13 protein-coding genes are annotated in these 14534 nt (G+C 69.5%); 4 read left to right on the forward strand and 9 right to left on the reverse strand.

All coding sequences use genetic code 11. From position 1 onward, the window contains the following. From AC1DVT_RS11260 to nusA, 3 genes are all read right to left on the reverse strand, one after another. Positions 1-219: translation initiation factor IF-2 N-terminal domain-containing protein (locus tag AC1DVT_RS11260; RefSeq protein WP_477388963.1), on the reverse strand; the 219-nt coding region annotated here is incomplete at its 3' end. A gap of 77 nt (positions 220-296) precedes the next feature. Beyond that, positions 297-569, reverse strand: coding sequence for a YlxR family protein (locus AC1DVT_RS11265; RefSeq protein ID WP_457100570.1), 273 nt, complete (start codon positions 567-569; stop codon positions 297-299). 35 nt (positions 570-604) lie between these two features. Further along, positions 605-1594 (reverse strand): transcription termination factor NusA, encoded by a 990-nt coding sequence (gene nusA, locus AC1DVT_RS11270; RefSeq protein WP_477388965.1) that lies wholly within the window; start codon positions 1592-1594, stop codon positions 605-607. Positions 1595-1758: 164 nt separating this feature from the next. Between nusA and AC1DVT_RS11275 the strand changes: the two genes are divergently transcribed. Then, the gene (locus AC1DVT_RS11275; protein WP_477388966.1) at positions 1759-2265 is read left to right on the forward strand and encodes a pyridoxamine 5'-phosphate oxidase family protein; all 507 of its coding nucleotides are present in this window, start codon (positions 1759-1761) and stop codon (positions 2263-2265) included. Positions 2266-2314: 49 nt separating this feature from the next. Here the strand turns inward: AC1DVT_RS11275 and AC1DVT_RS11280 are convergent, their stop codons facing one another. Beyond that, a complete protein-coding gene (locus tag AC1DVT_RS11280; protein WP_477388968.1) occupies positions 2315-4072 on the reverse strand; it encodes a proline--tRNA ligase in 1758 nt (585 codons plus the stop codon). An 84-nt stretch (positions 4073-4156) separates the two neighbouring features. Between AC1DVT_RS11280 and AC1DVT_RS11285 the strand changes: the two genes are divergently transcribed. Beyond that, positions 4157-5614: an RNB domain-containing ribonuclease gene (locus tag AC1DVT_RS11285; RefSeq protein ID WP_477388970.1), complete on the forward strand. Its 1458-nt coding sequence runs from the start codon at positions 4157-4159 to the stop codon at positions 5612-5614. Positions 5615-5665: 51 nt separating this feature from the next. On the opposite strand, the gene AC1DVT_RS11290 is transcribed toward AC1DVT_RS11285, so the two are convergent. Then, positions 5666-6853 (reverse strand): benzoate/H(+) symporter BenE family transporter, encoded by a 1188-nt coding sequence (locus tag AC1DVT_RS11290; RefSeq protein ID WP_477388972.1) that lies wholly within the window; start codon positions 6851-6853, stop codon positions 5666-5668. Between the two features lie 91 nt (positions 6854-6944). Next, positions 6945-8096 (reverse strand): flavodoxin-dependent (E)-4-hydroxy-3-methylbut-2-enyl-diphosphate synthase, encoded by a 1152-nt coding sequence (ispG, locus tag AC1DVT_RS11295; protein ID WP_457100576.1) that lies wholly within the window; start codon positions 8094-8096, stop codon positions 6945-6947. A gap of 81 nt (positions 8097-8177) precedes the next feature. On the opposite strand from ispG, the gene AC1DVT_RS11300 reads away from it, so the two are divergent. Continuing rightward, positions 8178-9410: a low temperature requirement protein A gene (locus AC1DVT_RS11300; protein ID WP_457100577.1), complete on the forward strand. Its 1233-nt coding sequence runs from the start codon at positions 8178-8180 to the stop codon at positions 9408-9410. 207 nt (positions 9411-9617) lie between these two features. Then, complete coding sequence (locus AC1DVT_RS11305) at positions 9618-11579, forward strand: anthranilate synthase family protein (protein WP_477388975.1); 1962 nt, start codon at positions 9618-9620, stop codon at positions 11577-11579. 131 nt (positions 11580-11710) lie between these two features. Here the strand turns inward: AC1DVT_RS11305 and AC1DVT_RS11310 are convergent, their stop codons facing one another. The 3 genes from AC1DVT_RS11310 to AC1DVT_RS11320 all read right to left on the reverse strand — a co-directional run. Continuing rightward, positions 11711-12970, reverse strand: a complete 1260-nt coding sequence (locus tag AC1DVT_RS11310; RefSeq protein ID WP_477388977.1) for an RNA polymerase sigma factor — start codon at positions 12968-12970, stop codon at positions 11711-11713. Beyond that, entirely contained in the window at positions 12967-13335 is a 369-nt protein-coding gene (locus AC1DVT_RS11315) for a YciI family protein (RefSeq protein WP_477388979.1), read from the reverse strand. The genes AC1DVT_RS11310 and AC1DVT_RS11315 overlap by 4 nt, the downstream gene beginning before the upstream one ends. Before the next feature lie 99 nt (positions 13336-13434). After that, the coding region (locus AC1DVT_RS11320) for a M50 family metallopeptidase (RefSeq protein ID WP_477388981.1) at positions 13435-14534 on the reverse strand (1100 nt) is incomplete at its 5' end.

The raw sequence follows: 14534 nt of genomic DNA on the forward strand, positions 1-14534 counted from the left end.
CACGGGGCCTGGGCGACCGGCCGGGCGCACCGAAGCCGCGGGCTTCTGCTCGACGGGTGCCGAGTGCGACGCTCCATCCGCCTCGAGGGCGGCGCGAAGCTTGCGAGCCACGGGCGGCTCAATGGTGGACGAGGGGCTCTTGACGAACTCGCCGAGCTCCTTCAGCTTGGCGAGGGCCACCTTGCTGTCGACTCCGAGTTCGGAGGMGATCTCGTGCACGCGTGGTTTTGCGTTTACCACAATTCTCCTGTCTGAGGTCTACCCAGACAGGGCAGACCGTTAGTTGCGGACGGGACTCATTTCGAGCCGTTCACTTTGTTTCCATAGCCATTCAGCCGTTTCTCGATGGTCTGCATGTCAAGCGGGCCTGACACACGCAATGCCCGCACGAAGGCGCGACGCCGGATGGCGGCATCCACACACTCATACGTCTCATGCACCCACGCACCCCGCCCGGGCAACGACGCTCGCTCATCTGGGACGAGTGAGGATTCGAAGACGACCACCCTGAGCAGGGAGGACCGGGGGGCACGCGTGCGGCATCCGACGCACGTTCGTACGGCTTCCATCGTACACCTCAGGGCTGGGGGACCGCCGCCAGGCCTCAGGCGTCCTCGAGGATGCTGTCGGGCTGGATGTCGATCTTCGCGCCGGTCAGCTTCGCCGCGAGTCGCGCGTTCTGGCCTTCCTTGCCGATCGCGAGCGACAGCTGGTAGTCGGGCACGAGCGCGCGCACGGCCTTGCTCGAGGCATCCAGGATGAAGCTCGACGTCACCTTCGCGGGCGAAAGGGCGTTGGCGACGAACTTCGCGAGCTCGGGGTTGTAGTCGACGATGTCGATCTTCTCGCCGTTGAGCTCCTCGGTGACGGCGCGCACGCGACGGCCGAGTTCGCCGATGCAGGCGCCCTTGGCGTTGATTGTCGGGTCGTTGGCCTTGACGGCCACCTTGGTGCGGTGGCCGGCCTCCCGGGCGAGCGACACGATCTCCACAAGGCCCGCGGCGATCTCGGGCACCTCGAGCGCGAAGAGCTTGCGTACGAGGCCCGGGTGCGTGCGGGACACCGTGATCTGGGGGCCCTTGGTGCCCTTCGAGACGGCCGTGACGTACACCCGCAGGCGCGAGCYGTGGGTGTACTGCTCGCCGGCGACCTGCTCCTCGGGCGGGAGGATCGCCTCGATCGAGCCGAGGTCGACATGCACCATGCGCGGGTTCGGGCCCTGCTGCACGATGCCGGCGACGATGTCGCCTTCCTTGCCGCGGAACTCACCGAGTACGGCGTCGTCGGCGATGTCGCGCAGGCGCTGGCTGATGACCTGCTTCGCCGCGAAGGCGCCGATCCGTCCGAAATCGTCGGGGGTCGCCTCCTCCTCGCCGATGACGACTCCTTCTTCATCGCGGAGGGGCACGAAGATCGACACGTGCCCGCTCTTGCGATCGAGCTCCGTGCGAGCGCCCTCGGGCAGTTCGCCGGTCGGCGAAGTGTGCTTGGCGAAGGCGGTCAGAATCGCCTGCTCGATGATCYGGACGAGTTCYTCGAAGGGAATCTCCTTCTCACGCTCGATCGTCCGCAGCAGTCCCAGATCGACATCCACACTGGCCTCCATATTCAGCTCTCACCGACGCCAAACTGCCGCCGGAACCCTACTACGTTACCGGATGCCGCCTCCGGCGACGCTGGGAAGGTCGACCGCAGAGCCTGAGTCCGCGCCGTGTCAACCCCCTTCGGCGTTCACGTGGCCGCGACGAGCCTGGACTTATGACAGACGACACGATGACTCAGCACGACGCGGCCGCACGCTTGAAGGAGCTGGTCGAAGACATCGACTTCACGATGCTGACGACAAAGGATGCCGCTGGCAGCCTCGTCAGCCGGCCGATGAGCACCCGCCAGATGGACGAACACGGAGACATCTGGTTCTTCCTCGCCGACGACTCGAAGAAGGCGCATGAAGCCGAGGCCGACGGCGACATCGGGCTGTCGTACGCGGACGCGAAGGGGATGCGGTTCGTCTCGGTCGCCGGCACCGCGAGCGTCGTTCACGATCGCGCGAAGATGGAGGAGCTCTACACGGCGTCCCTCGACATCTGGTTCGAGAACGGGCTGGACACGCCCGACATCGCGCTGCTTCGGGTCACGCCCGTGACGGCCGAGTTCTGGGAGCCGAAGCACGGCAAGATCGTCATGGCCGCCGGCATGCTCAAGGCCCTCGTCACGAAGGACACCCCCGACGACACGATGCGCGACGAGACGGTGAGCTTCTGAGCGCCCGTCCCGGCGATCCCCAGCGGGTCCGACCGGGTGAGGGCGTCCGTCAGCGCGCGGTGAGCCGCGCGACGACCTCGGCAGCCGGGACGACCTCCCGGTCGCCGGTGCGACGGTCCCACAGCTCGACCTCGCCGGTCGCAGCTCCTCGACCGACGATGACGATCCGCGGCACGCCGACAAGTTCGGCGTCGCCGAACTTCACGCCGGGCGACACCTTCGGGCGGTCGTCGTAGAGGACGTCGAAGCCTGCTGCCTCGAGCCCGGCCGACACCTGCTCGGCGAGCTCGAAGGCCACGGCATCCCGTCCCGTCGCCACGACGTGCACGTCGAACGGTGCCACCGACTCGGGCCAGATGAGGCCCTTCTCGTCGTTGTTGAGCTCGGCCATGATCGCGAGGATGCGGGTGACGCCGATGCCGTACGAGCCCATCGTGACGGTGACGAGCTTGCCGTTCTCGTCGAGCACCTTGAGGCCGAGCGTCTCGGCGAAGAAACGGCCGAGCTGGAAGACGTGGCCGATCTCCATGCCGCGAGCGAGCTCGATCGGGCCGGAGCCGTCCGGTGCCGGGTCGCCCGCGCGAACGGTCGCGACCTCGACGAAGCCGTCGCCCGTGAAGTCACGACCGGCGACGAGGGTATGAACGTGCTTCTGGTCGATGTTGGCCCCGGTGATCCAGCTCGTGCCGTCGACGACGCGCGGGTCGAGGAGATACCGGATGCCGGTGGCGGACTCCTCGCCGAGGATTGCACCGGTCTCGGACCAGGGGCCGATGTAGCCCTTGACCAGGAGCGGGTGCTTCTCGAAGTCATCGGGCGTGGCGGCCTCGACGGCGACCRGTGCGAAGGCCACCTCGACCCGCTTGTCGTCGATGTCGCGATCCCCGGGAACACCGACGATCACGAGTTCGCGGGTGCCGTCGAGGTGCGTCAGTGCGAGGACGACGTTCTTGAGCGTGTCGGCCGCCGTGTATTCGCCCGCGAGGTGGGCGTTCGAGTGGGCGACGAGGGTCTCGATCGTCGGCGTGTCGGGAGAGTCGAAGATCACCGGTTCGCTGAGACCGTCAAACGGGATCGGCTCGGGCACGACCGTCGTGAACGCCTCGACGTTGGCGGCATAGCCTCCAGCCGACCGCACGAAGGTGTCCTCGCCGACGGCGATCGGGTGCAGGAACTCCTCCGAACGCGCTCCACCCATGAGGCCGTTGTCGGCCGCGACGATGACGTACTCGAGTCCCAGCCGCTGGAAGATGCGCTCGTAGGCGTCGCGCTGCGCCATGTACGAGGCATCCTGCCCCTCGTCGGTGTAGTCGAACGAGTAGGCGTCCTTCATCGTGAACTCACGGCCGCGCAGGAGGCCCGCACGCGGGCGCGCCTCATCGCGGTACTTGTCCTGGATCTGGTAGATCGCGAGCGGCAGATCCTTGTACGACGAGTAGAGGTCCTTCACCAGGAGCGTGAACATCTCCTCGTGGGTGGGGGCGAGAAGGTAATCGGCCCCTCTGCGGTCCTGCAGCCGGAAGATGCCGTCGCCGTAGGACGTCCAGCGCCCGGACTGCTCATAGGGCTCGCGCGGCAGCAGCGCCGGGAAGTGCACCTCGTAGGCACCCGCGTTCGACATCTCGTCCCGGATGATGCCCTCGATCTTCGCTTTGACCTTCAGGCCGAGCGGCAGCCACGTGAAGATGCCGGGCGCGGCGCGACGGATGTAGCCGGCACGCACGAGCAGGCGGTGACTGGTGACCTCGGCATCTGCCGGGTCTTCACGGAGCGTGCGGAGGAAGAAGTGCGAGAGACGGGTGACCACGAGGATCAAGTCTAGAGACACGGATGCCGCGACCCGGCCGATCGGTCCGGCCCGTGCTCCCACCTGCCCCCATACACTGACCAGATGCCCGCCCGTCGCTCCCGCCTGGTCCCGGCCACTGCGACAGGAGCGCTCGTCGAGTCGCTCGCGGCGCTGCGGCAATCGCTCGACCTGCCAGGCGAGTTCCCTCCCGCCGCGCTGTCCGAGGCGCGGGATGCCGCGCGCTCCGTGTCGACCGACCCAGCCGCGGCCGGACTCGCCGACCTGCGCGACATCGAGTTCCTCACCATCGACCCGGAGGGTTCGCTCGACCTCGACCAGGCGATGCACTTCCAGCGCATCGGATCCGGCGCGGTGCTGCACTATGCCATCGCCGACCTCCCGGCTTTCGTGACTCCGGGCGGGGCGCTGGACGCCGAGGCGCGGCTGCGCGGCCAGACGCTGTACGCCGCCGACGGACGGATCCCGCTGCACCCGCCGCTGCTCAGCGAGGACGCGGCATCCCTCGTCGAGAATTCCGACCGTCGCGCCTTCGTGTGGCGGTTCACTCTGGACGAGGGCGCACGTCCTGTGGAGACGACACTCACCCGCGCCGTGATCCGCTCGCGGAAGCGGTGGACCTATGCCGATGCGCAGGCTGCGGTCGAGGACGGCTCGGCCCCCGAAACGCTGCAGCTGCTGGCGTGGTTCGGTCCGCTGCGTTCCCAGCGAGAGAGCGAGCGCGGCGGCGCGAGCCTCAACGTTCCMGAGACCGACATCGTCGTCGAGGACGGCACCTACCGCCTGGAGCGCAATCCCCCGCTGCCGATCGAGGACTGGAACGCGCAGGTTTCGCTGCTGACCGGGATGGCGGCGGCGGAGATCATGCTCGCGGGCCGCATCGGCATCCTCCGCACTATGCCGGCGGCCGACATCGCGGATGTCGCCGCGTTCCGGGCGCAGACGGTCGCCCTCGGCATCCCGTGGCCCGAAGACGTGCGCTACGGGGACTATCTGCGCACCCTCGACCGAGAGGCGCCGGCTGCGCTGGCGGTGCGCAGTGCGGCCGCGTCGCTCTTCCGCGGTGCGAGCTACGTCGCGTTCGATGGGAGTCCGCCGGCGCAGACGCTCCAGGCCGCCATCGGCGCACCGTACGCGCACACGACCGCTCCTCTGCGCCGGCTCGTCGATCGGTGGTCGCTCGTGATCTGCGAAGCGCTCGCGAACGGGCGGGAGGTGCCGGAGTGGGCGCGCAAGAGCCTCCCCGACATCCCGAAGCTCATGGGCCGCAGCGATCAGCGCGCGGGACAGCTCGACGCCGCCTCCCTCGACCGGGTCGAAGCGGCTCTCCTGCACGGTCACGAAGGGTCGGAATTCTCGGCTGTCGTCCTCGGCGCGAAGGGCGGAGTGGCTCGGGTTCAGCTGACTGATCCGCCCAYCACTGCGAGAGTGAGCGGCGTCACCGCCGACGCCGGCTCGACCGTCGGTGTCCGCCTCGAACGCGCGGACATCGCCACCGGCACCGTCGAGTTCACGCCCGTCACTGCTCGCGCGGACGCATGACGCCGCGGTCCTCGACGAACTCCATGATCGGCACCGCCGACGGGCTCCCGCTCAGGCGTCGCGCCGCCCGACGTGCAGGACGAAACGCACGATCAAGCCGGCGACGAGCGCCCAGAACGCGGCGCTGATGCCCGCGATGGCGATGCCGGATGCCGCCACCAGGAACGTGATGACGGCCGGAAGGCGCTCACCGGGGTCGTCGATCGCCTGCTGAACGGCGGAGCCGAACGCGCCGAACAGCGCGAGTCCCGCCACGGCCGGGATCACGGCGACGGGAGCGAGCAGCACGAGGGCGGCGAACGCCGCCGACGCCGCCCCGAGGACGAGGTAGGAGCCGCCAGTGGACACGCCGGCGATCCATCGCCGTTGGGGATCGGCATCCGCCTCAGGACCCGCTGCGAGCGCGGCACTGATCGCCGCGAGGTTGACCGCGTGCCCTCCTGCCGGGGCGGCGAGCGCGCTGGCGACCCCGGTGACGAGCATCGCCGGCCGCCAGGGCACCGTGTAGCCGAAGCTGCGCATGACCGCGACGCCCGGCACGTTCTGCGAGGCCATCGTGACGATGAACAGCGGGATCGCGATGCCGATGAACGAGCCGAGCGTGAGGGTGGGCATGGTCAGCTCGACTCGGGGGATCAGGAGCCCGGCGTCGAGGGGGGCTCCCTGCTGCACCAGCGAGATCCCCACGACGATCGCCGCCGCGAGGAACGCCAGCGGGACGGCCCAGCGCGGCGCGAGCCTCGCGCACACCAGCCACGTGAGCACGACCGGAATCACGCCCCACGGGTTCACGACGATGCCGGTGATCGGTGCGAGACACAGTGGGAGCAGGACGCCGGCGAGCATCGCCTGTGCGATTGATGGCGGGATCCGAGCGATGAGCCGTCCGAGCTGCGGCCACAGTCCGGTGAGCAGGATGAGCGCCGCCACCACGAGGAACGCACCGACCGCCGCCGGCCAGCCGCCGTCGACGAGTCCGGTCGCGGCGAGGAGCGCAGCGCCTGGCGTCGACCACGCCGCGGTGATCGGCATCCGGAATCGCCACGCGAGTACGACGCACGCGAGTCCCATCGTCACCGAGAGCGCAAGGAGCCCGCTCGCCGCCTGCGCCGGCGTGGCGCCGACGGCGCGCAGGCCGGTCAGCACGACGACGAAAGAGCTCGTGAACCCCACGAGCGCCGTGACGATCCCGGCCGTGACCGGGCGCGTGAGCGACGTCGAGGGCGTGGGATCGGTCATGGATGCCTCGGGCTCGGCGGATCGCGGGGTATGAGCACGCTAGCGCACGGCCCACTGGCCGAAGGGGCGAGGACCCTGCTGCTGATCCCGGTCAGCTGGTGACGACCTGCGCCGTGCCGACGGGGGCCGCGGGGCCCATCTCTGCGGCGAGCCGATTGGCCTCTTCGATCAGGGTGGCGACGATCTCCGACTCGGGCACGGTCTTGATGACCTGGCCCTTGACGAAGATCTGGCCCTTGCCGTTACCTGAGGCGACGCCGAGGTCGGCCTCCCGAGCCTCGCCGGGGCCGTTCACGACGCAGCCCATGACGGCCACGCGGAGCGGCACCGTCATGTCCTTGAGTCCCTCGGTGACGTCGTCGGCGAGGGTGTAGACGTCGACCTGTGCCCGGCCGCACGACGGGCACGACACGATCTCGAGCTTTCGCTCGCGCAGGTTGAGCGACTGCAGGATCTGGTGCCCCACCTTGACCTCTTCGGCGGGCGGTGCCGACAGCGAGACGCGGATCGTGTCGCCGATGCCTTCACCGAGCAGGATGCCGAAGGCCGTGGCGCTCTTGATGGTCCCTTGGAAGGCGGGGCCTGCCTCGGTCACCCCGAGGTGCAGTGGCCAGTCCCCCATCTGTGCGAGCAGTCGATAGGCCTGGACCATGATGACGGGGTCGTTGTGCTTGACCGAGATCTTGAAGTCGTGGAAGTCGTGCTCCTCGAAGAGGCTCGCCTCCCAGCGCGCGCTCTCGGCGAGCGCTTCGGGGGTGGCCTTGCCGTACTTCTCCAGCAGCCGAGGGTCGAGCGACCCGGCGTTCACGCCGATGCGCAGCGAGACTCCGGCATCCTTCGCCGCCTTCGCGATGGCGCCCACCTGATCGTCGAACTTGCGGATGTTCCCCGGGTTCACACGCACGGCCGCACACCCCGCGTCGATCGCCTGGAAGACGTACTTCGGCTGGAAGTGGATGTCGGCGATGACCGGGATCTGGCTCTTCTTCGCGATGATGTGCAGCACATCGGCGTCGTCCTGACTCGGCACGGCGACGCGGACGATCTCGCAGCCAGAGGCCGTCAGCTCGGCGATCTGCTGGAGCGTGGCGTTGATGTTCGTCGTCGGGGTCGTGCACATCGACTGGACGCTGACCGGAGCGTTGCCGCCGACCAGCACCTTGCCGACCTTGATCTGTCGGGACTTGCGACGCGGGGCGAGGGTTTCGGGGACCTTGGGCATCCCGAGATTGACAGCTGGCACGCCCTCCACCCTACGCCGCGGCCGGGAGGCCGAGCCCGCGGACGATCAGTCGGATGCCGCGCCGCGGTGTAGCTTTCCCGCATGAGCCTGAGCCACCACGTCGCTCGCATGACCGGCCGCAACCCCGCGGAGTCGCACCGCGCATCGACTCCGCTCGAGCTGCTGTTCGACCTCACGTTCGTCGTGGCGTTCAGCCAGATCTCATCGCAGACGGCGCACGCGCTCGAGCTGGGGCACATCTCCACCGCGCTCATCGGCTTCGCCTTCACGACGTTCGCCGTGTCGTGGGCGTGGATCAACTACTCCTGGCTCGCGAGCGCCTACGACAACGACGACATCTTCTTCCGCATCGCCACGCTCGTCATCATGATCGGGGTGCTGGTCGTCGCGCTCGGGGTCCCCCCGATCTTCGCTTCCCTCGAGGAGGGCGAGCATCTCAACAATGGCGTCCTGGTCGCGGGGTACGTCATCATGCGGATATCCACGGTCGCTATCTGGCTCCGGGCCGCGAAGCACGACCCCGCACGGCGCCGCACCAGCCTGGCGTACGCCAAGAACGTCGCGATCGCCCAGGTCGGCTGGGTGGCGCTGATCCTCCTGAACCTGCCCATCCCCACGACCACCGCGTTGGTCCTGGTGCTCACCGCGTTCGAGCTCGCCGGACCGCTCTACGCCGAACTGAAGTACGGCCGCACGCCGTGGCATCCGCATCACATCGCCGAGCGCTACGGGCTTCTGGTCATCATCACACTGGGCGAGGTGATCCTCGGCACGATCCTCGCGATCTCCGCGGTTGTGGAGGAGGACTCGTGGACGCTGGAGGCCGGGCTGATCGCGTTCGGCGGAACCGCGCTCGCGTTCGGGATGTGGTGGGTGTACTTCGTCGTCCCGCCGGGTCCCGTGCTCGCGCGGCATCCGCTCCGAGGATTCCCCTGGGGGTATGGCCACATCTTCCTGTTCGGGTCGGTCATCGCGGTCGGATCCGGCCTGCACATCGCCGCCCAGGCGATCGCCGGCCACTCCGGAGTCGATGACATGTTCGCGGTGATCTCGGTGGCGGCCCCCGTGCTCGCCTTCGAGCTGATCCTGTTCATCCTGTATGGCGTCCTGGTGATGCAGTTCGATCCCCTGCATCTGTGGCTCTTCCTGGGGTCTGCCGCGGTGCTCGCCCTCGCGGTGCTCGCCGTCGGGCTCGGCGTGTCCCTGGGCTGGGCGCTGGTGATCATCGCGTGCGCCCCGGCGGTGATCGTCGTGGGGTACGAGACTGTCGGCCATCGCCACGAGGCTGTGGCACTGGAGCGCGCCACCGGATAGTGCCCGCGCTGTGCCCGCGCTGTGCTCGAGCGCCAGGTGCGCCGCGCCGCGGCATCCGCTGGTCTGCTATCGTGACCGCATGTTCGCGAACCTCACCACGTGGTGGCCCGCCCGCTGACGGCGGTGTGTTCGCGTTCCCAGACCACAGACCGCCCGAGGGCGGTCTTTCTCATTTGAGCGACCGCCCGACCCGATGAAAGGCCGGCGATGACACCCAGCCCCTCCCCCCTGCATGCGGCGCTCGCGCGCGCGGAATCATTCGCGCTGATCGCGCGCGACGACTCGACGGTCGAGCTGCTGACCGGCGAGATCGTCGACGTCGAGCGCCTCGCCGACATACCGCTGACGGATGCCGCAGGCACGTCGCGCGAGGTTTTGGCGCTCGTCCCCTTCCGCCAGGTGGTGGAGCGCGGCTTCGAATGCCACGACGACCACGCGCCGCTGCGCTGCCTGATCGTGGCAGGCCACGAGACTTTCCGGCGGGATGACGCGCTCGCCGCGCTCCCGAGCGCTCCGGTCGCCCTGCACGACGCTGGATTCGACATCGCCGACGAGGAGTACGCCGGCATCGTGCGCCGCGTCATCGCGGACGAGATCGGCGCCGGTGAGGGCGCGAACTTCGTCATCCGCCGCGACTTCACCGCGACGATCGACGCCGACGCGCGGACGACCGCGCTCACGTGGTTCCGCGCGCTGCTGGAGTACGAGCGCGGCGCCTACTGGACCTTCGCGATCGTCACCCCCGGGCACATCGCGGTGGGGGCGAGCCCGGAGGCGCACGTCAGCGCACAGGGCGGTGTCGTCACGATGAACCCGATCTCCGGGACCTTCCGCCACCCCGCCGGCGGCGCGACGGCGGATACCCTCACAGAGTTCCTCGAGTCGACGAAGGAGACCGAAGAGCTGTTCATGGTCGTCGACGAGGAACTCAAAATGATGAGCGCCGTCTGCACCGACGGCGGCCGCATCACGGGGCCGCACCTCAAGGAGATGTCCCGGCTCACCCACACCGAATACGTGCTCCGCGGGCGGAGCCGCCTGGACCCGCGCGACATCCTGCGCGAGACGATGTTCGCGCCCACCGTGACCGGTTCGCCGATGCAGAACGCCTGCACCGTCATCACCCGGCACGAGCGCACCCCGCGCGGCTATTATTCGGGTGTCGCGGCGCTGTTCACCCCGCGCCCTTCGACAGGCTCAGGGACCGCGGCGGTCGCGGCCGGAGAGCCTGAGGTGGACGAGCCCACCCACGACCTCGACGCCCCCATCCTCATCCGCACCGCCTATCTCGTCGACGGCCGCCTCCGGGTTCCGGTCGGCGCGACTCTCGTGCGCCACTCCGACCCCTACGGCGAGGTCGGCGAGACCCACGGCAAGGCCGCCGGCGTGCTCGGCGCGATCGGCGCGATCCCGCGGGACGCCCCCGCACCCGTCAAGGTCGACGCCATCGACGAGGACGCCCCGGCGGCCGAGCCGAAGCGCCTCGCCGACGACCCGGCTATCGCGGAGCTGCTCATGTCGCGGAACGCGCGACTCGCCTCCTTCTGGCTGAATCCGCAGGATGCCGCGGGCACGGGCCCGTTCGCGGGTCGATCGGCGATCGTGGTCGATGTGGAAGACCGCTTCACCACGATGCTCGCCCATCAGCTGCGCCACCTCGGCCTCGCCGTGCAGATCGTGCCGTGGAGCGAGGTCACCGACCAGCAGCTCGACGAGACCGGGCTCGTCGTGTGCGGCCCCGGCCCCGGCGACCCGCGCGATCCAGACAGCGCCCGGATCGGCCGGATGCGCGAGATCGTGACCCGCCGGCGGGCCCATGGACGGCCGCTCCTCGCGGTGTGCCTGAGCCATCAGATCCTCGCCGACTCGCTCGGCATCGACCTCGGCCCGCTCGCCCGCCCGCATCAGGGGCTGCAGAAGTCCGTCGACGTGTTCGGGATCCCGGCATCCATCGGCTTCTACAACACCTTCACTGCCCGGGTGGCGCCCGGCACGACCGTGGTCGGCGAGGCCGAGGTCGCGGCCGACCCCGAGACGGGCGACGTCTACGCCCYGCGCGGACCCGGGTTCGCCTCGATCCAGGGACACCTCGAGTCGATCCTGTCGCGCGATGGGATGACGACGCTCGAGCGTCTCGTCGCCCAGGCCCTCACCCCCGTCGACGCCTGAGTCGCGCGCCGCACGCGAGGTCGAAGCCCCGGCTCGCGCGGCCGAAACCGCCTTACGCGCCCGAACGCAGCGACCGCGGATGGCGGTTTCGACAGCGCGAGCCATTCATGCGCGGAGCGAGACGAAACGCCCTAGCGACCGCCAGCGAGTCGCCCGGCGATGAGCCGGCGCTCGGCTTCGTTCGCGGTGAGCTCGAGCGCCCGCAGGTCTGCCTCCATCGCCTCCTCGTCGCGCCCCAGCCGGCGCAGCAGGTGCGCGCGCACGGCATGCCAGAGGTGGTAGCCCTCCAGCGGAGCCTGGAGCGAGTCGACCTCGACGAGCGCGACCGCCGGCCCCTCCACCTCTGCGAGCGCCACTGCACGATTGAGCCGCACGATCGGCGAGCGGTCGTACGCGAGCAGCATGTCGTAGAGGGTGAGGACCTGCAGCCAGTCCGTCTCGTCCGCGCTGTGCGCATCCGCGTGGCACGCGGCGATCGCAGCGTGCAGCTGCCAGCGTCCCGGGCGCCTGAGCATCGCCGCCGTCTCGAGCTCGCGGCGCGCCGCGGCCAGCATCCGGCGATCCCAGCGCGAACGGTCCTGGTGTCCGAGCAGCACGAGCTCGCCGTCGACGGCTCGGGCGTCCTCGCGCGCGCGATGGAACAGCAGCAGGGCGAGCAGCCCGTGCGCCTCGGCCTCGCGGGGCAGCGCAGCGGCGACGACCCGTGCGAGCCACAGCGCATCGTCGGCGAGGTCGCGCTCGGCCGTCGCGTCGCCCCCCGCGACGAGATGCGCTTCGTTGTACATGACCGCGACCACCGCCAGCACGATGTCGAGCCGCTCTGGCCGCTCCACKGGCTCCGGAATCCGGAGCGGGATGCCGGCGGCGCCGATCTTGCGCTTGGCCCGCACGATCCGCTGCGCCACGGCGGTCTCGGTACTGAGCGTGGCCCGCGCGATCTGCGCGGTCGTGAGGCCGCAGATCACCCGCAGGGTCAGCGCCAACTGCGACTCGGATGAGAGCGCAGGGTGGCAGCAGCCGAACAGCAGCGCCAGCCGCTCATCGGGCTCGTCGGGATCCGCCTCKGGCCATGCCGCGTCGGGCTCGGCGAGCAGCGCCAGCTTCTCGCGGTAGCGCTTGTCGCGACGGATGCGATCGAGGGCGTTGTGCCGGGCCGCCTGCGTGAGCCAGGCCGCGGGATTCGGCGGCACACCCCTCGCCCGCCACTCTCGCACGGCCTCCTCGATCGCCTCGGCGACCGACTCCTCAGCCAGATCGAAGCTGCCGAGCCACGCGGCGAGGGCTGCGACGATTCGTGCGGACTCCTCGCGCAGCACCTGCGCGAGGAGCCGATCGGATGCCGCGGCCCGGTACTCCCCCGAGCCCGGGGCCGCGGCATCCGGCGTGCTCATTGCTCCATGTGGCTGTAGTCCACGACCATCGGACGGATCTCGACAGAGGTGCCGGGCAGCTCGAGCATCGGCCAGGTCTTGACGATGGCGATGGCGGCGTCGAGGTCGGCGACGTMCAGCACGCTGAATCCGCCGATGACCTCCTTCGCTTCGGAGAAGGGGCCGTCGGCGACGACGGGCGAGCCGCCCCCGTAGGTCACGGTGGTCGCCGTGGTGACGGGCTGCAGCTCGGCACCGGAGTCGGAGATCTTCTCTGCGTGCGTCCCGAACCAGTCGTAGACCCGGCGGTACACCTCCTCGGCGCGCTCCGGCGGGACCGCGGCGTCGAGTTCGGGCGTGGACGTGAACATGATGACGTACTTCACGGTGGTGATCCTTTCGTCAGGGGAACCGTTACATCCCCACAGCGAACGGACAAGGCCGATTTCGACATCCCGCCGGAAGAAACTCGAGAAGTTCCGACGTCAGAGGATCGAGATCGGGTTGAAGATGTCGGCGAGGATCAGCACGCCGCCCATGATCAGCAGGGCAGCGACGACGACGAAGGTGACCGGCACGAGCTTGGTCGCATCGACCGGCTTCGGGGGCGGCCGGCGGAAGAGCTTCGCCCATACGCGCTTGAGGCCCTCCCACAGCGCGACCGCGATGTGCCCGCCGTCGAGCGGGAGGAGCGGGATCAGGTTGAAGACGAACAGCGCGATGTTGAGCGAGGCGAGCAGACCGAGCATGGCCGACACCCGGTTGATCACCGGCGCGTCGCTGGCGGAGACCTCACCCGCGATGAGCCCGGCGCCCACCACGCTGAGCGGCCCGTTCGGGTCGCGCGGCTGATCGGTGATCACCGAGACGGCGGCGTCGTAGACCTTCATCGGGAGCTGCCAGATGATTCCGGCGACCGCGCCGACGTTGTCGATCGCGGTGGCGGCGCCCGCCCAGATCGGCTGGCGCACGTATTCGATCTCCGGGCGGATCCCGACGAACCCGATCTCCTGCGTGGTCGTGGCGCCGTCGGCAGCGGTGACCTGGCCCTCGATCGTCGCGGGTGTCGCGGTCAGGGTGAGCTCCTCGCCATCGCGCTCCACGACGATCGGGAGCTGCTGTCCGGGCGAGGTGCGGATGATGGCGGAGGCCTCGGCGAAGGTCGCGACCGCCGTGCCGTCGACCGAGACGATGACGTCGCCCGGCTCGATGCCCGCGGCCACCGACGGTGCGGGCAGGTCGGCTGCCGTGCATTCGGTCGTACCGGCGGCCGGTACGCACTCGGACAGCGCGGCCACGGTCGTCGTGGCGGTCTGGACGCCGATGCCGCTGAAGATGATGGTGAAGAGCACGATGGCCAGGAGGAGATTCATCACCGGCCCGCCGAGCATGATGACGACCCGCTTCCAGACCGGGAGCCGGTAGAAGACGCGCTGGTCGTCGGCGCCCTGCAGGGTGTCGTCGTTGGCCGTCTGGGCGTCCTGCACCATCGTGGCGAAGAAGCCGCCCCCGGCACGCCCTGTTCGCCCGGACTCCGCCCCGACGGCCGACGCTCCGACCTGCGCGGGCTTGCGAAGCCGTGGGG

It is taken from the genome of Microbacterium sp. P2_F9, assembly GCF_056403635.1.